The organism is Pseudomonas sp. PsB (genome assembly GCF_043658375.1).
GTDB lineage: Bacteria > Pseudomonadota > Gammaproteobacteria > Pseudomonadales > Pseudomonadaceae > Aquipseudomonas > Aquipseudomonas putida_Z.
The window spans coordinates 39,285-58,331 of record NZ_JBIGLU010000025.1 but is presented as its reverse complement, the minus strand read 5'-3'; the positions used below and the strand labels follow the sequence as shown (position 1 = coordinate 58,331).

General features: G+C 54.7%; 19 protein-coding genes. 2 read left to right on the top strand and 17 right to left on the bottom strand.

Annotated features, from left to right (window positions below; translation table 11 throughout):
* Positions 1 to 56: 56 nt before the first annotated feature.
* Positions 57 to 2,747 carry a PD-(D/E)XK nuclease family protein gene (locus tag ACGLHT_RS23435; RefSeq protein WP_274120949.1) on the bottom strand — a complete coding sequence of 897 codons (2,691 nt, stop codon included), beginning with the start codon at positions 2,745 to 2,747 and terminating at the stop codon, positions 57 to 59.
* Positions 2,748 to 2,909: 162 nt separating this feature from the next.
* On the opposite strand from ACGLHT_RS23435, the gene ACGLHT_RS23430 reads away from it, so the two are divergent.
* The gene (locus ACGLHT_RS23430) at positions 2,910 to 3,653 is read left to right on the top strand and encodes an EAL domain-containing protein (protein ID WP_123085355.1); all 744 of its coding nucleotides are present in this window, start codon (positions 2,910 to 2,912) and stop codon (positions 3,651 to 3,653) included.
* Between the two features lie 292 nt (positions 3,654 to 3,945).
* On the opposite strand, the gene ACGLHT_RS23425 is transcribed toward ACGLHT_RS23430, so the two are convergent.
* From ACGLHT_RS23425 to ACGLHT_RS23365, 13 genes are all read right to left on the bottom strand, one after another.
* Entirely contained in the window at positions 3,946 to 4,962 is a 1,017-nt protein-coding gene (locus ACGLHT_RS23425; RefSeq protein ID WP_274120950.1) for an ATPase, T2SS/T4P/T4SS family, read from the bottom strand.
* A gap of 8 nt (positions 4,963 to 4,970) precedes the next feature.
* Entirely contained in the window at positions 4,971 to 5,453 is a 483-nt protein-coding gene (locus ACGLHT_RS23420) for an SPASM domain-containing protein (RefSeq protein ID WP_259677111.1), read from the bottom strand.
* Between the two features lie 44 nt (positions 5,454 to 5,497).
* Positions 5,498 to 5,707: a type II secretion system protein gene (locus tag ACGLHT_RS23415; protein WP_259677112.1), complete on the bottom strand. Its 210-nt coding sequence runs from the start codon at positions 5,705 to 5,707 to the stop codon at positions 5,498 to 5,500.
* The gene (locus ACGLHT_RS23410) at positions 5,688 to 6,203 is read right to left on the bottom strand and encodes a type II secretion system protein (RefSeq protein ID WP_123085357.1); all 516 of its coding nucleotides are present in this window, start codon (positions 6,201 to 6,203) and stop codon (positions 5,688 to 5,690) included. Before ACGLHT_RS23410 ends, ACGLHT_RS23415 begins: the two co-directional genes overlap by 20 nt.
* 8 nt (positions 6,204 to 6,211) lie before the next feature.
* Positions 6,212 to 7,375: a type II secretion system F family protein gene (locus ACGLHT_RS23405; RefSeq protein ID WP_123085358.1), complete on the bottom strand. Its 1,164-nt coding sequence runs from the start codon at positions 7,373 to 7,375 to the stop codon at positions 6,212 to 6,214.
* 10 nt (positions 7,376 to 7,385) lie between these two features.
* Positions 7,386 to 7,847 (bottom strand): type II secretion system protein, encoded by a 462-nt coding sequence (locus ACGLHT_RS23400; protein WP_021263644.1) that lies wholly within the window; start codon positions 7,845 to 7,847, stop codon positions 7,386 to 7,388.
* A gap of 89 nt (positions 7,848 to 7,936) precedes the next feature.
* Positions 7,937 to 8,398, bottom strand: coding sequence for a type II secretion system protein (locus ACGLHT_RS23395; protein ID WP_123085359.1), 462 nt, complete (start codon positions 8,396 to 8,398; stop codon positions 7,937 to 7,939).
* A 46-nt stretch (positions 8,399 to 8,444) separates the two neighbouring features.
* Positions 8,445 to 10,202 (bottom strand): GspE/PulE family protein, encoded by a 1,758-nt coding sequence (locus ACGLHT_RS23390; RefSeq protein WP_123085360.1) that lies wholly within the window; start codon positions 10,200 to 10,202, stop codon positions 8,445 to 8,447.
* A 2-nt stretch (positions 10,203 to 10,204) separates the two neighbouring features.
* Complete coding sequence (locus ACGLHT_RS23385; RefSeq protein ID WP_021263691.1) at positions 10,205 to 10,864, bottom strand: hypothetical protein; 660 nt, start codon at positions 10,862 to 10,864, stop codon at positions 10,205 to 10,207.
* A 2-nt stretch (positions 10,865 to 10,866) separates the two neighbouring features.
* A complete protein-coding gene (locus tag ACGLHT_RS23380) occupies positions 10,867 to 11,343 on the bottom strand; it encodes a hypothetical protein (protein WP_021263692.1) in 477 nt (158 codons plus the stop codon).
* Positions 11,340 to 12,275: a hypothetical protein gene (locus ACGLHT_RS23375; RefSeq protein ID WP_123085361.1), complete on the bottom strand. Its 936-nt coding sequence runs from the start codon at positions 12,273 to 12,275 to the stop codon at positions 11,340 to 11,342. The genes ACGLHT_RS23380 and ACGLHT_RS23375 overlap by 4 nt, the downstream gene beginning before the upstream one ends.
* Positions 12,275 to 13,921 carry a type II secretion system protein GspD gene (locus ACGLHT_RS23370; RefSeq protein ID WP_274085618.1) on the bottom strand — a complete coding sequence of 549 codons (1,647 nt, stop codon included), beginning with the start codon at positions 13,919 to 13,921 and terminating at the stop codon, positions 12,275 to 12,277. The genes ACGLHT_RS23375 and ACGLHT_RS23370 overlap by 1 nt, the downstream gene beginning before the upstream one ends.
* 13 nt (positions 13,922 to 13,934) lie before the next feature.
* Positions 13,935 to 14,822, bottom strand: coding sequence for a hypothetical protein (locus tag ACGLHT_RS23365; protein WP_123085363.1), 888 nt, complete (start codon positions 14,820 to 14,822; stop codon positions 13,935 to 13,937).
* A gap of 127 nt (positions 14,823 to 14,949) precedes the next feature.
* Between ACGLHT_RS23365 and ACGLHT_RS23360 the strand changes: the two genes are divergently transcribed.
* Complete coding sequence (locus tag ACGLHT_RS23360; protein WP_274120951.1) at positions 14,950 to 16,443, top strand: hypothetical protein; 1,494 nt, start codon at positions 14,950 to 14,952, stop codon at positions 16,441 to 16,443.
* Between the two features lie 42 nt (positions 16,444 to 16,485).
* Here ACGLHT_RS23360 and ACGLHT_RS23355 read toward each other — a convergent pair whose 3' ends face one another.
* Genes ACGLHT_RS23355 through ACGLHT_RS23345 form a run of 3 tightly spaced genes read right to left on the bottom strand, consistent with a single transcriptional unit; the run spans position 16,486 to position 19,015 of the window.
* Positions 16,486 to 16,959 (bottom strand): hypothetical protein, encoded by a 474-nt coding sequence (locus ACGLHT_RS23355; protein ID WP_021263695.1) that lies wholly within the window; start codon positions 16,957 to 16,959, stop codon positions 16,486 to 16,488.
* A gap of 5 nt (positions 16,960 to 16,964) precedes the next feature.
* Positions 16,965 to 18,362: a helicase HerA domain-containing protein gene (locus tag ACGLHT_RS23350; protein ID WP_259677123.1), complete on the bottom strand. Its 1,398-nt coding sequence runs from the start codon at positions 18,360 to 18,362 to the stop codon at positions 16,965 to 16,967.
* A complete protein-coding gene (locus tag ACGLHT_RS23345) occupies positions 18,326 to 19,015 on the bottom strand; it encodes a hypothetical protein (RefSeq protein ID WP_010794193.1) in 690 nt (229 codons plus the stop codon). Before ACGLHT_RS23345 ends, ACGLHT_RS23350 begins: the two co-directional genes overlap by 37 nt.
* Positions 19,016 to 19,047 lie beyond the last annotated feature (32 nt).

The following is a 19,047-nucleotide window of genomic DNA, read 5'->3' as shown; positions in this document are numbered from 1 at the left end:
TCCACGATTTGGTTCTCAAGAGTGGTTACCCTGGCCCTATGGGCCAGGGGACGGGATCAACGGGTGAGGATACCGAGATACTCGTATCCCATGGGAAGCGGTGCGCCATTCTGCAGCCAGGCCTCCCCGTCGGTGAAGCCCTGACTCATTTCATCCAACGCATTCGTCCACGCCTCGCACTGGCCATCCCAAGCGCCCTCGGTATCCACACCACTATGCTTGCCGGTCCTTGGTGCCAGCTCACCCGTGAAATTGGATCGGGTATGGAACCCCAGGCTCTTGCTGTTGACCTGTGCCAGCGCGATACCGTCGATGCGCTTTCCGCCATTCTGTTGGAAGTCAATCTTGGTCGCGTAGATGGGCAGTTGCGGCTCCGTAAGAGTGTCAGCGTTCAGGCTGGTCATCCTCATCGAAGCTCCAGACTTGTAGTCAATCACCACGTCCCTGAACTCAGATTCATCCTCGGTCAGGAAAATGCGGTCGCGCCGGTCGACCTTGACGGTAATGTTGACCAATCCAACTGAAATGTCATGGGGCTCCTCGAATCCGAGGACCTCGAAGTCGTGTGTGCGCTTCGACTCCAGATAGAGCCAGTCATTGATCAGCGATTCCAGGCGCAGTCGCTCAAGCGCGATCACACGCTTTCCGTAGCGCCAGACCAGTTTGTTCAGCAACTGCTCCGATGCTTTCGAAACCGTATCGCGGATCTTGTCCAACAGTTGGCCGTGACTCATGGCCTTCAACGCTTTCGAGGTCCGAACGTCAGTCCAGAACAGTTCGAGGACCAGGTGCACCATGGTTCCCTGAATGCGTGGGTCGAGACCGATGACTGGCTCCGGAAACATTTCGGCGCGCAGTCGATTTCGAGCGAATGACAGGAAGGGTGCTTCTGCATAGTCCTTGAAGATTCTCACCCCGCCTTTGATCCAGGCGAGCTCATCAGCGGATACGGGGGCGACCGTTTCAGGGACCACCTGGCTGCGATCGAGGATACCCAACAGTTGGTCGACAAACAGCCCATGAGAGTGGAGGGAAGGAGCTGCTGCTGGCCAGGAACCAAACAGTTCGCTACAGGAAACCGAGGCGCCTTTGTCGTTATGACCGGGGCAGGAAACTGTTACATCAGCACTCGTGCTCAGGAGTGCTGCGACCACCTTATCTGCTCGAGCCAAGGCGCCCTCACTGGAGGCGCCTGGAATCCCAGCCGCCACCTGGAGCTCCAGCGGCAGGAAGGGGGAAGGCTCCACTCTGGCGGGCAACACAGTGCTCGATGCCCCCAGTACCCACACTGCGTCGAAGTGCAAGCCGATTGCATCCTCATACCCCAGGATCGAAACCGGGGCCACGTGCGAGATACGCGGTTGGAACTGACGGGTATCGATGATTTCCCGCAGCCACATGTACGCCCGTGGATATTCCACACGACCAAGCTGTGTGTCGAGGGTGCGGAACAGGGTCAGTGCCTCGTCCCAGGCCTTCAATGTCTGGAAGTTGGCTGAGTCCAGTTCTTTGCTTCCCGGCCAGCCCATCCCTACCAACGCCAGGTTGAACTGCTCCGCCCATTCCGACGGATAACGCTTCGTCTCTCCATTGACCTGGCCAGCCAGATAGCCTGCGAAGCGTTCCCTGAAGTCAGGGACTGCATCACCTTTGTATACGCCGATTGCTCGGAGGAAGTCCTCACCCCCCATGGAAAGGCCCATGTTGTCGCGCAGCCAGATATCCAGCAATGCACGCGCGCGGCCTTCAGAAGCTTCACCGCCGATCCACGGCGAGCGCAGAACACGACTGAAGGCCTCGGAGTCCGCCTCTTGAGGAGTGATGGACAGAAGGTCCATAGCGGCACGGACCAGAGGGCGACTGCCCAAGGTCGCGCCACTGGAGATATCCCATGGAGTCCGCATATCAGAATCGGACTCGCCAGGAATCAGCGTTGCCGGGCTGCAGTGCAGCGAAAGTGCCTCAATCAGCGGGGCTTGGAAATTCCGGATATCGGGTACCAGGATGGCAAGTTGGGGCGCAGCGAGCGGAGTGTCAACGTAAGGTGAGAGGTGATTATTCACCCATTCTGCAACGAGCGTGAACTCATCGCCCTGGTTCGTTGCACGGATCAGTCGAGGTGTGGAGCGGTCACCGGCGACGTCCACTTCTTCCACTTCGACACCACGAGCAGCAATTGCCTGGAAGAGCACTTTCTCTGCAGGGTTCATGTCGAGGATGCCGACAATGACAATTTTGGTTGGAAGCTCAACCAACCCTTCTTGAACCGCATTCAGCAGCAAGCCTGGGACCTGAGCTCGGAAGACAACGCCCTGAGAGGAACACTCCCGACGAAGCATTTCTTGCAGTTGCCAGAAGACTTCCAGCTCGCGCTTGAACCGGAACCGTTCTTGATCCATCGGGATCTGGTATTTGAGGGCTTCGGAGTACGCGCTACCAATACGGCGAGAGGTCGCAGTAGAGGAAATCAGAGTTGCTGGCATCAGGCCGGAGCTATCTGCGAGGCCCTTCACCACTGCCAGTTCCTGTACCGGATACAGTAGTTGCTCTGCCGGCATCAGTTCGAGCCACGCATTTTCAATCCACGACGTGACGGTTTGAATTCGCCCTTTGTTGAACCAGGCTTTTTTGCCGGACATGGACTGCAGCAATGCTGACTGTAGCCTCAGGTGGCGGGCAACCCGCTCGGTTGATGTCAGCACCAGGGTGCCTTCGTTCAGGTCGCTCAACTCTTTCAGGAATTTCATCTGTTCTGGTCTCCACAGTGGATGGAGCCAGATTAACGTCCGTCTGCTGTGCCACCACCCGTCTGGCGAACCAGTTTCGCATTAAGATTTTCACGCCTGACCAGCGGATTTGGGGCAGTCGATTTCCACTATTGGGGAAAGAGCCGAAGCGAATCCCCTCCCATGATGATCAGCCGTCCCCGAAGTATTGCTGTAGGAGCTTGTGCAGGGCCTGACCTGGAACTCGCCCTGGTTGTCCAACCAGTCATGCACCTCGGCAGCCGCCATCCCTCAGCCATTGCCTATGAGTGTTTGCTCCGTGTGGTCGAAGGGACTCAGTTAGCTGCCCCCGCGCGCTTGATTGCAAGCGCGGAGGCTGATGGCTCGATTGTCGACCTGGATAGGTGGGTGGTCTCTCAAGCGGCTCGGATCGCTGGAGCGTTTCCGAATGTGCATCTCTGGGTGAACGCCTCGCAGATCTCCGTCAGCGATATCCGATTCATTGAGCACGCAATATCGGAGTTTGACCGACACGAAGTCACATCCCGAATGACGTTCGAGATCACTGAATCCGCGGATGGAGATGCCTGCAAAATCGTTAAAGGTTTGGAGCGTCTCAACCTCAAGGCGATGCCCGTGATGCTGGATGACTTGAGGGATGGATTCGCGAAGAGGCAACTCTTGATGAACCGCGCTGTGACCGGTTGCAAGCTGTCACGTCGGACTACACGAGACATCGCTGAGAGCCCAGCAGTCCGGAGTGAGGTAGAGAAGCTTGTGCGTGACTGCCGGGCGGCAGGGAAACGTGTGGTGCTCGAGGGGATCGAGGACGCAGCTGAGCTTGAAATTGCCCGGGCTCTGGAGATCGAATTATGCCAAGGCTTCTACTTTGGCCGCCCGGTACTTCCAGAATTCCTTTTCCGTTGAACGTCCCGTACTTTACGAGTTTCCCTAACCGGTCGGCCCCGCCCTCTCGGTCTTGGAAGGCAGACGGGGGAAAGCCGATGTGCCTTACTTTCAGCTCCCAACCAAGTCTTTGGAAGCGAAGGCTTTGTAAGAAAAGGCAATGTTCAAGAGCAGAGGCATCTCCTCCAATCCTGCCGAGTGGTTGTGAGGAGTTCCGCCGTCAACGCTTAGTGGATCTCGTTGACGGCGCAGATGAGCTAAGCAGGGCGCTCCAAAAGATATGGATGCGAATAGGACTTGGACGGTTTAAGCCTCAAAGCTCATTGATCCTGCCCCTGCGGTCTGTAAACTCACGAACCTCTTCGCGTGACACCTTATTGGCCGTTACCCATGCCATGGCGGTTTCCGCCATGTTCCGCCGACCCTGGCGCTTCATCTCGTTCGCCAGCATAGGCAACTTCTCCGGACCACCCTGCAGGATCTGACGCACAGCCCCAGTCACCTCGATCGACTCATAGATGGGGAGTGGAGCACGCTGCCCGTCCGAGAAGCGCAACATGTGCTGCCAGAAGATTCCGCGCAGCGTCTGTGGGACAAGTCTTTCATACCGGGGATCAACCAGGGCCAGCATTCGGGTGTACGCATCGGGTCCGCTATCAGCATGGATAGTCGCGAAAACCGAGTGACCGGTCGATGCAGCTAGCAGGGCGGCATTGGCCGTTTCAGGATCTCGGATCTCGCTGACCATGATGGTTTTTCGGTTCTGTCGGACACAGTCCCGGATGGCCTGCTCAAAGCTTTCTACGTGCTCTCCGACTTCACGCTGAATGACGCCACCGCCTTCGAAGATGTACTCGATGGGGTCTTCGCAGGTACCGAGCAACCCTCTTTCGAGGGGGTCCATATTCTCCAGCGCTGAGAACATGGTTGTGGATTTACCCGAACCCATTACCCCTGCGAAGAGCGTCAAGCCCGCACCTTTCATGAGGGACTTAACGACGTTGTAATCGAGTTTCAGGTCCTTCTGGAAGTTCAGCTTGCCCTGGAGTAGGCGGCGCATTGCGATCACCCAACCATCCATTGAGTTGGCCAGGTTGCAGCGGTAACGGTAACCATTAAAGGGGATCGTGAAGTCAGCAGATTTGCGCTTATTCCCCTTCCCTTTTTCCGCTAGCATTTTTTCATAGAAATCCTTCCAGATCGGCAGGATCTCCGGACTATGGACCTGGCCAAAGTTGTCGACCATCTCCATGGTGCGCTCGCTGAGTGTGATGTTCGTCGCTTCCTTGGCAAACGCTTCGGCGTCGAACTCCTTGGTTTTAAGCAGCATGGAATCTCCTAATACAGCGTGACGGGACCGCTCAACAGCGGCTCGATACCGCTGCGAGCAATAGCGTGCGCAACGAAGCGCTTCGCCACGAAGCATTCATCGTTGGGCTTATTGGGTTTGGCGAACTCCAACAGACATGCGTTCCGGAACTCGCAGTGCCGGCATTCGAGATTGTTATTCCGCGAGCTCTGTCGGCGCATGTACAAGAACCTCTCCCGAGAGCAGAGGATTTCTCGGAACGTTGTCTCCGGCTCCAGAATGTTGCCGATGGAGTGCATGTACTCCTTCCACCCATCCCGATAGTTGGGCAGTACAAACTCTCCGTCGGGGAGTAGAAACAGGGTCTGCCCTGCCATGTTGCTAAGGTCGCCGCCGGCGGCGTGATCGACTGCAAAATGAGCCTCACCAATGCTTGGCATCTTCAACCGCTGGGCCTTGCCTCTGTACCGGTGGTTTAGCATCTCGATCATGAAGTCGTTGAAGGCAGTCATGGTTGGCCTCCTCGTTGACTACCAGGCGGTCACCGGCAGATTACTCAAGCAGTTGTGCAATGCTCGGTGCCGGTTTGTGGCCAGGCTCCATGTTGATCTGCCGCGGTCAGGATGGCACGCTTCTGGTTGAGCTGCTCCATGTACCTGGGTGTGGCATAGACAGCAATCATCGCCATCACGGCCAGCACAATCGTCAATTCAATCAGCGTGAAGCCTCCCATCGAGGCCTGGGAATTAGCGCGTCGTTTCTTCATGGAGGATTCGCTTCTGATAAGACACCCAGGCGGAAGAGGAGCTCTGCGCCGGCCTGGTTGTGATGATAATCCGGGTGTTTGCCCCGACGTTCTCTGTGATGTAACCACCGTAGTTGTCTTCCTTGAAGGGCAGATCTACGGCTATGTAGCAGCGCTGCGAGTCGAACTTCACGAGGATGTTTGAGCCAAGTGGGTTGGTAGCTGGCAGGCGGTAATCGGCACTCAGCAGGTTCTGAAGATCCGCTGTTTTCGACCAGTTGGTCAGTGATCCATATGTATGGGTGACCTTAAGGTTCGCCCCGACGGTGGAGGACACTGCTTTTGTCCGCGCAATCTCGCAGACAGGAATCAGGTTCTTGGCCTGCAAAATTGAAGAATTGATTTTTCCCTGCTGATACTTCTCCATTGCGCCTGGAAGAAGCGCAACCGTCATGACTGCGACGATTGCCAAGCAGACGGCCAGCTCGATGAGGGTGAAGCCGCGGGAACGAACCATAGCCACAGTCATCGCATGGCCGATGCGAGGTTAATGATGGGCAGATAAAAGCCGATCGCGAACATCATGATGGTCAGGAGCATCATTGAGAAACCGATGACCGATGACATCTGGGCTACCTTCTCCGAATGCCGAAGGTAGTACGCCTTAAGAGCATCAGCCATATTGCTCAGCACGTTGTCTCGGCCAGCTGGTGACTGGTTGTCGAAACCCTGGAGGTTCTGAGTAATCAGGGGTGGCCACTCGGGGTTGTCGAAAACATCGGATAGCTCACGGCCCTCGACGAGGCGTGCGTGAGCTTCTTGATAGAGAGCATGTGCGCGGCCCCGCGAGCGTTGCATCATGAACTTGAAACTTTGGGGGTTAGTAAAGCCACTGCTGAGCAGTAGCTGATAAGTCTGAACAAACTCCAGGCCCATCCGCACCTTATTTCTCTCATTGAGAAACGAGAAACCTGGCAGGTTCCTCACCATTTCCCATACCCGAGCACGGAACACATAGATCCCGGCAGCGATTCCAAGCAGGACGTAGAGATACTGGGTATAGACAGTGTGCAGAAGCAAGATCAGCTGGCTCAGGGAGTTGAGCTGCAGGTCGAGGCGCTGTACATGGATGAAGTCGTGGATAGTTCCACCTGCCCATAGCGGAATGCCGATGATGAAGCCAAGACCAAAGCATGCGTTGATCATGGCTTTCTTCATCAGAGCAGAGAACTCTTTCTTCGCTGCCAGACGTTCTGCGATTGCTTTGGATGCCCTGTTCAGAGCATCAGGCAATCGCCCTGTCTTGTCACCGGCCTCAGCCAGAAGGACCGCGGTCTCGTCGAATCGAAGAAGCGACAAGTATTCTTTTGGGGTTTGACAGGAGTCGATTTGAGCAAATGTGATCTTCAGTGCTTTGTAGTCCACTGACTCCTGGACCGCCTTACCGAAGGTCTTGCCTGAAGAAATTTTTGAAGCAATGGCTGACAACATGAGGACCTGCTCGACAAGGGGAAACTTCTTGTCGAACAAGGCCAATTTGATCCCCCCGAGGTGGTCAACAGCAACGCTATGGATGACCGACTCGGGGATGCCGGACATGGCAATGGCCTGCTCTTTGGTTTCCGCCTCAACACCGACGGAAACCACACCACCCGATTCACCTAGATACTTCAGTTGGTAGTAGGCCATGGCCAATCCCTTAGTTGCAGCGGTACGCCACGGTCACTTTGGTGTTACCGGTCGCGGTTGCGGAGTTCTTCACGATGTTGTTGCTCTGGTTCAAAGCGGATGCCAGGTCGGCAGCGGCGCTGGTGTCGGTGCTGTCGATGGTGTAGCTGATGGTCACCTGGTTGCTGGTGACAGCATCAACGCTCCAGGCTGTGTTCCAGACTGTCAGGTCGGGCAAGCCGCGTTCCTTCAGCTTGGCTGCAGTGATTGTGGTCGTGCTGCAAGTGTTGGTGCGGCTCACCTGCCGGGCGATTGCACCGGGGAAGTCTTTCTGCAGCTGAGTGATCGCAGTGCTCAGCTTGGAGTCTTCACGCGCCTTGAGCATGCCCGGCAGGAAGAAGGCAGTCAGGATTGCGATGACCCCCAGCACAATGGCCAGTTCGATCAGGGTAAAACCCTTCTGGCGATTACCTTTGGTACTACGTTCGATCATGGATCGTTCCTTTTGTGTGAGTTTCAAGCTTGCTGTTGTGCAACCAAGACCACGTGCTGACTTGTCAAGCAGCAGTCAGGCTCGACCACTTAGTTGCAGCGGTATGCCACTGTGACTTTGGTGTTGCCCGTCGCTGTTGCGGAGTTCTTCACGATGTTGTTGCTTTGGTTCAATGCTGTTGCGAGGTCAGCAGCAGTATTGGTGTCAGTGCTGTCTATGGTGTAGCTGATGGTCACCTGGTTGCTGGTGACAGCATCAACGGTCCAGGCTGTGTTCCAGACAGTCAGATCGGGCAAGCCGCGTTCCTTCAGCTTGGCTGCAGTGATGGTGGTTGTGCTGCAAGTGTTGGTGCGGCTCACCTGCCGGGCGATTGCACCGGGGAAGTCTTTCTGCAGCTGAGTGATCGCAGTGCTCAGCTTGGAGTCTTCACGCGCCTTGAGCATGCCCGGCAGGAAGAAAGCAGTCAGGATCGCGATGACCCCCAGCACGATGGCCAGCTCGATCAGGGTGAAGCCCTTCTGGCGAACATGCTTGGTACTACGTTCGATCATTGATCTATTCCTTTTCTCTGTGTTTTTCCTGGGATGGATCTGGCGGTTACAGCTGTGGTACCAACGATGAAGTGCTCGCTTCGCGGGTGGGGCGAATACCCGTTTTCTCCTGTAGATTCTTCGGTGCGCCAACTCGATCAGAGAGGTAGGGGCGTAGCTCTTTTTCGAGCTGCTCGAACCCGATCACACCTTCGAACACCAGGCGTAAACCATCGTCCCAGAGGTCCTTGAAGGTCCCTTCTGCGATTTGGGAGCGTCTCAGCAAGCTGGGGGAGATTCCATTCAAAATGGCCTCCTGAATTTCCGGCGTAAGCTCGAGTACCTCGATGACACCGCGCCGCCCTTTCAATCCGCCAGATTGGTGCGATCCGTTGTTACACACCTGACAGCCTTTGGGGTTTGCTCGATAGAGCTTGAGATCGCCGTTGCTGCCGAACACCGGGTTCGAGCCATACAAGGCGAATCGCTTCTCATCAGACCGGAAGAGGTATTCGACTTTGCAGCTCTTGCAGAGGCTGCGGACCAAACGCTGGGCCATGATGGCTTGCGTGTTGGTTGCGATAATGTCTGTCGGAATATCCATCCTCCCGAGGCGATCCAGCGACTCGTGGGCATTGTTTGTGTGCAAGGTGGTCAAGACCAGGTGACCAGTTTGGCCGGCTTTGAAAGCGTACTCGGCGGTCTCGTTGTCGCGGATCTCTCCAAGTAAGATCACGTCGGGGTCTTGTCGCAGCAATGCACGGAGCGCGGTAGCAAACGACAAGTGCTTACCGCATTCGGTATGCGACATGCCCTCATGCTGGATCTCCACCGGCTCTTCGATAGTGTGGTAGTTCCGGTTCGGGTCCTGGCCATAGATGTCCAGGAGCATCGCATTGAGAGTTGTGGTCTTACCTGAGCCAGTAGGGCCTGTAACGATGATCAAGCCATTGGGGGCCTCACCCAATCGCCGGAGCAGCGCCTTGTTTTCGGCAGACATGCCCAGTCTGTCCAGGTTGGCCAAGCTCGTGTCGTTGCCCAATAGACGAACCACAACCTTGGGGGTGCTCTCCGAGCCCTTGGTGACAGGAAGCGTGCTAACCCGCAGGTTGATTTTCTTGTGGGTCGAGACCGCGAAATCAAACTTCCCATCCTGGGCTGCGTTCAACTCCAGGGTAAGGCCGCAGTTGTTCTCGATAATCACTCGGCAAATAGCCTCGTGAATTTTGGATGTGTAGAGCTGGCGAGTCAGAAGTTCGCCGTCGATTCGCAACCGGACTTGAACCTGATCACCTTGTGTAGGCTGAAGGTGGATATCCGAGGCATTGAGCTTTGCCGCCTCGCGCACCAGGTCTTCCACACGCTGTGTTGCTCGGGCCTTAAGCTGCTCGCTGTCATGGACTGCGCTATCATCATCTTCAGTTTCGATGGCCTTGATCGCTTCCAAGCGGGTCAGGCTTACCACACCAACCTTTGGCTGGTGGATGTTGTGGGTCCTGGCGAACCCTGTGGCACGCTCGTGCATCCGTTTGTGGAACGGATTGGCCATGAAGATGGTGTTGCCGTAAATGAACCATGGCTCCCCTTCAGGGCCCTGAGTAATCGAGAGCCCTTCCTCCAGCTCGAAGAACACTTCACGGCCGAGCGCCTTGCCGATCGCTTGGGCAACTGCTTCGTCGTCCTTGCAGACGCGGAGGATGTCGGGAACAACCTGCTCGATGACTTCGGATACTGGTTGCGTATCAGCTTGCTGTTGCGTGATTTTCCCCGCCTCAACCAGATTCCGCAGGATCTTTCGTTGAATCCCCTGGATGTTATTGCTCATGGTCAGTCGTCCGCATAGCGTTTGGATTTGGTCCAATCGATTACCAGTTCCCGAGTGCCGTCAGGACCTTTGAAAACAGCCTTGTCGAGCCCAAATCGCTGCAGTGTGTAGTCGTTGACCTTTTCGCCATTGCGCACGATTCGGCGCCCTTGGCTGGTCATTACTACGATCGAGTCAGCCCGAACCTCGAGGAGCGCCAGAAAGTGTTTGGCCTTGTCTTCATCGTCGTCGGGGACGTTTTTCTGAGAGGAGCCAGGCTGGCCTGGACCGCCTGGAGCACTCTGGCCATTTGGTCCGCTCATCCCCATCGTAGGCTGGTCGAGCATGAACGGTGCGGCATTGGGGATGACTGGATTTTGACCGAACGGGAGGTCAGCCTTATCGGGCTTACTGCCTGCCTTGCGCACCTCTTTACCCAGAGTTGCGATATCTGTTACTCCCAGTGGAGAGCCACTTTCGTCCACAATGAAGCCGGCATCCGACATTTTCTTGTAGGAGTCTGCCATTTCAGCTTGAAGTTTCAGCTGATCGCGCTTGTACTCCATGTCTCCAATCTTCCGACTGCGGTCACGATGAGTGTCTGCATCGTCCGCATCTGCAAGAGCATAGATAGGGAGCGAAAATTGAGCTGCCATAAGAGTGCCGATGACAAGATTTTTCATAATCAGGTACCCACGACTACAAAGTTAAGTTTCATCACTCCGTTCGCAATGGAGTAATCGTAGAGATAAAGGGGGATCTCCTTTTGAAGCGACCGCACACTTGATAACACCACCTGCGGATCGCCTATCACTTGGCCCGGCCAGCCTTTCAGCGGGCCTGAATAAGTATTCCCCATCTCCGAAGAATTATTCGCGTCGAAGGTTTCGAGCTTGAGCCCATCGAGTTCAAATGATGCAGTAACCTTTTTCCAAGAGGTCACGAGTTTCGGAAGCTTTTCTAGCTCCGTATACCGCTGAACGTCTTGTCTTGAAGTTTCAATTACAGCATCGATCTGATCGAAGTCTCTAGGGAGAGTGCGGCTCTCCCCCATGGTCATGCTGAATCGAACGGCACCAACTGCCACGGCTGCAATGACAATCAACATCAGATTCGAAAAGCCGAAGGTTGAAATTGACAGTTTTGAGCGCTTGATAATCATTGGTTGTCGCCCCCGCCAATTTCCGAAGGGTCAATTCGAATGACGTAATTCTGGTGGGGAGTGAACTCCGAAACTATGCCTCGGACTTTATCCGCCGGATCGAATGGCAAGTATCTGCTCGATACGAATCGGTGCAACGTCGTGAACCCGACATGAGTTTCACCATCAGGTGAAGTTTCAAGACTGCTATCGTAAGCAACTAGCTCACTGATTTTTCCGAGCTCAGCGGAGTTGTCCGGCCACTTATCCAATCGCTCACGCAGCAGCTCGCCGATCTTGGTGTCTAACTCGTCCCTTTGAATTTGCTTGGTTTTATAGACCGCCATGTCAGCGTTATACAGCGTGTACATCCCGTAGTTATATACAAGTGTAGCGATCAACATCAGGCCGCATATGCTTGCGACCATATACCAGCGTTTGGTTTGATCGTGCCTTTGCTTTTCGAATAGTTCTTGTCGGGTATATGCCGGGCTGGCGGGCAATACCAGGTCAAGATTGTCAAGATTAATGCGAGAAGCATTTGTGAGGTCGTAGTCCATCCACTCAGGGATGAAATTATCTACAAACTCAGAGGAGCTCAGAATGCTCGAAGGCTTATTGAGATCCGTACTAGAATCCACCCGCAGATAAAGCCCGCGGTCAGGACCCATTGGGAAAATAATAACCTCGTTTCCCAGAGGAACGAGGTTGTTGGCGAATAGGAGCTGCCAGAGTCCATACACGTTAATGCCCGGGTACGACTCCCGCATCGACTTTAGTTCAGCTTCGTCGATGTAGATCGCTGGCCGGCCGTCTTCGCGTGGCCCATCAATTATGGTATACACCTCCGACTCGCGGGAGCTGCTGAGCGCCTGCGAGCCGAGGGAGTCACGGCAGATGATGACCTCTTCGCCACCAATCTGGATTGGTACGCCAAGAAGCAACTGATTCATTAGAGAGCCCCCTCCACCAATGTGGGGGTGACAACCAGGACCAACTCACGTCTGTCGAGCTGATTGTTGATGTCCTGGGTGATAGGGTTCAGCACTGCTTTAGTGACCAGATTCTGCCAAGGCAAATGACGTAGAGCCTGGTTCATTTTTTTGGTAATCAGACCGCCCAGATGGACCGCTCGACCAGAACTGGTTATCAGTTGGGTGCTGAACTCCTTCAGGTTCACGCGGGGGGTTTGGAACTCATAGTCACCAATTGCAATGGTGTCATTACCACTAAGGTTGGATATTACCGGCCAGATATCGACCATTATTTGGTCGTTGTCTAGAACCCGAACAGTAACGCTAAGCGTCACACCTACTTTCAGCCGGCCGAGCTTAGGGGTCACTGTGACATTGCCGGATTCGTCTTGGCTTTGTTCGACGTCGACGATATAGGTAAGTTCTTCACCTGCGTAAATTTGGGCTGGAACCCCATTTCGAACGGTAATATTTGGCTGATCAGTAAGCTCTACCCGCCCAAAATTCTCAAGGAATCGAATGAGCACATCTGCTTTAACATGGTCAGACTCATAGGTCCCTTGCACATTCCAGAAAGGGTCCGTGTTTCCAGTTTTTGTATTGAAGAAGTTCAGGCCAAGTGGGTTGCCATTCAGCGTGCCTTGAACCAGCAGATTCCAGTCAACACCTTTCTGCTTGTCGTTATTGAGAATTACATCATACGCCTCAACCTGAACGTTTACGACTTTAGTGGCTTCGCCAATAGCTCGTTTGAAGTAGCGATCAAGAACCTTCATTTTAGAAGGCTTGCCACCTGCAGTGATAATTCCTACCGACCGAATACCTTCTATGTAAGGCTCAATCTCATCGTTCGATGTCAACAAACCGAAATCAGCTGGTGATGGAGCATCAAAGTTCAGGCCACTCGTCATGCCGTTGTTCGAGTTGTTACCCCCACCTACATTAGCGCTTGAAGCTCCCGAGGAGTTCTGTGTACGCCCACGACTGCCTCGGTCGGACTCTTTCTCTGCTCCGATGATCGTACGGGCACCTTCCATAACTTTCTGCCACTCATCTTCCGAGAGTTGAAGTCCAATGGTCGTGCCAGTCGCGACGTTCGAGTCCTGCTGATTATTGGAGTCGTCATCGCCCGCTTTAGCACCACGAGTCTGCGTGGATGCGATGACGTTGTTGACGTTCCGGGTCGATGCGAAAGTGGCAAGGTTCCACTCGCGGGTTTCGAAATCGCTAACAATTACTCGCTTGCCTACGATCTCGATGTTCAGGTCGCGGGTCCCTTCGATGTATTCGATGAAATCTGCAAGGGTCATCCCAGCAGCAGCTACATCGATTGGATCGTTGAGGTTGACCTTGCCTTTCGGAATGATCGCGTACCCAGGCAGCGTGTCTTGCAGCACGCTTCGAAGCGGCTTGCTCTGTGCAGTTAGGAAGATCGGCCGGGCTTTCGCGATATCTTCAGTCCTGATCTCGCGTACGAAAGTGTTACCCCGGGCAGCCTGAAGAGCATCTTTCGCTTCGGGGCGCAGGGAGGCATTTTTCGCTTCTTCGGAAATGTCGAAGCTGCTGGTACATCCCAACAGGCCGGTGGCAACCAGCAGAGCCAGGGCAATGGATTTCATCTTCATGGGTGTGGCTGCCTTAGTTCGGGCGGTCGGTGATCAGGATCATGGGAGAGGGATTTCCCTGTTCGTCAGTCAGGTCCCAGAAATACTGGTAGCGAACACGGGCGTCCCGGACGGAAGCCGTGAGCTTGCGCAGGGCAATGTCACGGGCGTCAGTGGAAATGAACTCGTAGCGGCGGGTCTCAAGCTCAGGCTTGTTGTAGAAGGCTGTTTTCACACGCCAACCGACCGGCATGATCCCTTCCACAATCTCCTTCAGAGTTGCCCCTTGGTATTCGGCTTCAACCGGTTCGTTGATCACCACGGTCGGGTCTACCCGCTCCAGGGTCACTCGTTTGCGAGCAGCCGTTTCGATCATCTCCGCGTTGTTCTCGGCCAGCATGAGAAGCTGTTTGCTTTCAGTGCGGATCTGTTCGATGTCCGTGAGCTGTGCGACCTGTACCTGATCAGCCTTCGACTGCGCCGCTTGGTTCAGCTCCAGGGCTTTACGAATCTCGGCCTCTTGCGCCAGCAGATCCTGCTTTCGCTTTGCAGCAGCCTCGATCGCCGTCTTCTGCGCAGCGATGAGGTTGCGTTCTGCTTCGCTACGTGCGGCAGTCAGGGCTTGGCGGTTTCGTTCCAGGTCTTCGAGAGTTTTCCTGTATTGCCGTTCGGTCTCTGTTTCTTCTACCGAGGCAACGGGGTTATCGATCGACAGGTCGATCATTGCCGCAGGTGCTGAAGGAGTTTGCGTGGACCGCTTGTAGTCGATGGGCTGCATCACCTGCTGCGCCCTGCCGGCTTCATAAGTGCGATCGAACGGTGAGAGAGTTTCGCTCCGCGCGAGGTGAGAATCATCAAAGGCGGAAGCGTAGGCGCCCTGGCTCAGGAGGCTGACGCCCAGGATGAGGATCGTTTTTTTCACTGCGGAGTCCCATAGAAGCTTCTGTTACCTCAATAGTGGGAAGGCAGTGCTCCAAATCCGGGGTTTGGTTGGAAAATCTTTTTCAAAACCTGCATCGTGATCTTGTGTTCACCACGTTGAGATAGTCATGTCCGCTTCTACACCGAAGGTCAAAGCCTCATCTGGGGTTGTTGCCCTGATCGTCATGATTGCAGTTGTCATCCTGGGCTATGCGGCTTACTTAGAATCCACGCATAAGGCATTGGACTTCCAGGCTGAAGCCCTGTCGCCCCACTTCTACATGTTCAAGCCTCATGCAGTGGTTCAGCTCATTGCATCTGGTGGTTACGTGGGGACGCTGGTTGCAGTCCTGGTAGAAGTGCTGCACTGCATTTTCGCGGCCGCTATGGTCTACACCATTGCCAGGGTTGCAGCTTTCAGGTATTTCCGACCGCGGAACACTTCGACTGAAGCCACTGTCGTGAGCGACGATCCCTTCGAGTACGAATGCTCTATTCCAGGATCGACCATGATGATCCTGCTCAGGAACAACAAGGACCCGCGAACCGGAGAGGAAATTGGAGGGGTAACAGACCTCAACCCCTACAACCAACGCTTCTTCCGATGCAACCGAAAACAGGTAGCTCTGAGCCGGGAGCCGTCGACGCCCATTGAACACCTCGAACTGGCCGTGCATGAGTTACTAGCTGCTCATCCTACAGTCCCAGCCAGTGTCGGCGCTCACCATGCCGATGCCACGTTACGCGAGCATTCCCTCGCCATCGCCAAGGAGGTCTTGTCCTATCTGAAGCGCCAGAATGTGCAGGAACCTCTCGCTTATCTCGCTGGGCTGTCTCATGACCTGGATAAGTTATTGGCATATGCCGAGAAGGCGCCTGGCCAGTGGGTTAAGAACAAGGACGCAACACACCACAACACCTACAGCGCTTACATCGTTCGTCAGATGCCTGAGTTCGCGAAACTCCAGCCGGAGGATCAAAACGTACTCACCCTTGCGCTGCGTTACTACCATCATCCTGCAATGCTTCCTGTTTCTTCTGGCCCGCGCGTTGAGAAGTTGGTCCAAGCGCTGAGACACGCTGACGGTTTCGTGATACGTGCAGAGAAGCAAGATGGTATTCGCGCAGCCAAGGAAAGCTCCCAGACTGAGGAACTGATCAGGGAGGCCATCCTGAAATTTGTCGGCGAAGCCAACATCAACAAGTTCCGGGCGACTGGAGAAGCAGAGGGCTGGACGAAGGACGCCATGGAGTTCGTCATCATTCCGATGTCACGAATCCTTGAGTCGATCGGCTCACATTTGCCGCTGGAGTTGAGCCGTCAGCTTCAGATGGGAGTTGATACTCGTACCTTCAGCCACCCTGCTATTCCGGTGATGCTGGAGACCCTCGAGGGTATGGGGCTTTTGCTCCATAGCTACAATCATCATGACAGCCCATCGGGCCTGTTTGATGTGAAGATTGGGGTGATCAACTTCAATGCTTGCGTATTGCTAGACAAGGAAACCCTGCAAGAGCTTCTACCCGGGGTTGTCGACCGTTGGGGTATGGCGAACTACAAAATTCAAGTTCGTCGCCCCACTCGAGATGGTGGCGCAGAAGAGGAATCGGGCGGTGATTGACCGCCCGATTTAGCATGCGAAACTCAAATCACTTGATGCTGCTCATTCGGTCCCGAGAATGCGAAGGGCAGCCTCAGTGCGAATAGTCCTCTCCGCTCTGTCTTCATGGCCGAGGTTGTTCCAGCAGGCATACGCATCCGGATAATGCGCCTGCCGTTCCGAGAGTCGGCACATAGTGACCTTGTACTCGTCTCCCGAAAGGTATTCTTTTGCGAACTGAGCCAGCGTCTGGTCCCTCCCGGTTTCCCAGAGGAGAGAAATCACAGTGTCGATTGCTATTTTCCTGCTCTCTCCGTTGAGCCCCCAGAACTGGATTTTCAGATCGCCCTTGTCCGTTCTATAGACGTACTTGGAGAGGAGCTGCTCTGCCTCCTGGTACTGCCCTCGTTGAACAGCCTGCTGAGCCCCGAGTATAAGGCTGCGGTCCTGAATGTCCGCCGCGGTGACCGGGAGTATGGTTTTGCCACCAGTGCACCCAGTCAGGGTTAGGCAAAGAAGCAGAGCATATTTCTTCATCCCTACTACTCCTTAAAGTGGGTTACTAGAGTGAAGGCGTCCCCTGCGCTGAAGAGTACGTTCTGCCGGTTCTGCAGTTGCTTCAGAAGCGAAGGCTTAACCCCGAACATCCGACTTACTTCACCGTAAGTCGTCTCGGGTGTCTTGAGAAGGAAGTAGGTTGAGACGTTTTTCAGGAGGTCCGGAGTGACCTGGTCTGGCTGCTGAACCCCAGCCCAAACACCCACACCGTAACCGCGTCCCTCGGTCGCAATTCGGTTCACTGGACTCAGCGGCGAGGACGAAATTTGTTTGACGTGCTTCCCTTCGTCCGCGATCAGGATGTGGCTGGGGTACTCGGGATTGAAGAGACCAGACCTTCGAGTATCCATCACTCCCATTGCAAAGACACGACTTGCCACAATACGCATGATGATCTGCTGGTGTTCAGACGAGATATCGGTCAGGACGTATCGGTTGATTTTGCCCGCCTGTGATTTTGAAGGGTTACCAGTGAATAGACGGGATTTCACCATGCCCTGGATGATGCTGCGCAAGCCAAAAAGGGAATCTTTGGACCAGAACTCCCAGAACGTTCCGTTGCCAGTGGACTTGTTCTGCAGCGCCTGGAAATCCAGATGCTTTTTGGCGTAGCCATGCAGGACTCCTTCCAAGTCATCAAGGATCTCGTTGACCTTGTCCTCGATCTGTAATGGATCTTTGCCATCCGCCTTCATCTTGACGATGGTCTTCTCTGCCTTCGACTTGGCCTGGCCATAGGCTTTCATGATGTCGGATACCGACCCCGAATCCATGCTGGCAGAGATGGAGTTGAACACGAGATCGATCTCATCAAGGACCTGATCTAAGGTCGGGGAAGGTCTGATCCAGGACTCAATGTCGTCCTGGGAAATTCCGGCTTTGCGGTAAACCTCGTTCAGAATCTCTTCGAGGTAGTCCAATTGCCGCTTGCCGGTATTCGGTGCAAAAACCTTCACCAACTGCTTCATACCTTCGACTGTCATCAGTACCCCACCCCCCTCTTTCGTCCTCGGGACTTGGAGTGGGTTGAGGGAGCTGCCGCCCTCGAAGTAGTTGAAGGTGATGTCGTTGAAATCTTCCGGCCGAACCAGGTGGCTGAGACCAGCCTTTTCGAAACTCTCGTAGGAGAAGTCGCCTTTGATGTCCAGGACGTGGAATGTCATGCCACGGCTATAGACACGCGCAAGTAGATTTTGAATCGTATGGGATTTGCCTGCGCCGCTTGCCCCTTCGAAGAGGACGTTAAAGTTGCTGGACTTTGCCAGCACCCAGTCCACGGTTTGGCCGCGGCTGTCGCTCCCGATCCTGATGGGATCATAGTGAGTGAGTCCTGCAATGGCCTGACTCAGCGCTGTAGGTTGGGATGGTGCAGCTTGATACATTTGATTCCCTCGAGGAATTTCAGGTCCGAGGCGATGCCCTCAGGCAGGGCAGAGTCTTGGGAAAGCCGGTGGTATGGAAACTTGCATGAGGAGCACTCGAGCTCTTCTTCCTGAAGCTTCACGGAATTGCCAGTGGTGTCGGCGATAACAGCGATGGCCTCATCTCCACCACACTCGCACTCGACGGCAAGCCCTCCTTTACTGAGCTTTACGGGACGATCGTCGAACGTACCCTTTACCTTTGCGGCAGGCGTAGCGTTCGGTGCCAGAGTGAATAGCCACTCCTGCCAGTCTTCGTCATGCAACTTCCCGATCTCTTCGCCCTTCTGCTTGACGTCTATTGCGTGCAGGATGTGTGCGAGCTCGTGAGGGATTGCTTCGTCCACCATCGTCTGCATGTCCTGCTGCAGATACAGGGGCTGAATGCGGAGTACAGCTATGCCGTGCGCCTCCCCACTGATCATCATCACGTCCAAAGTGGATGAAGTTGGGTCAGTCATTGAGGGGTCGAAACGAAGGTCCAGCCAGATCCTTTCAGCTGGGAAGTCGACGTTGGTCAGCAGCCGGTTAATTTCCTTCGCAGCGAAGAGCTCGCGTGGGTATTCGGCGTTGTGCTGTTTGATGCGGGCGAAAATGGGGATTTGGGCATTCATACCCCAATAGTGGGAGTTGAGTGCCCTATTCC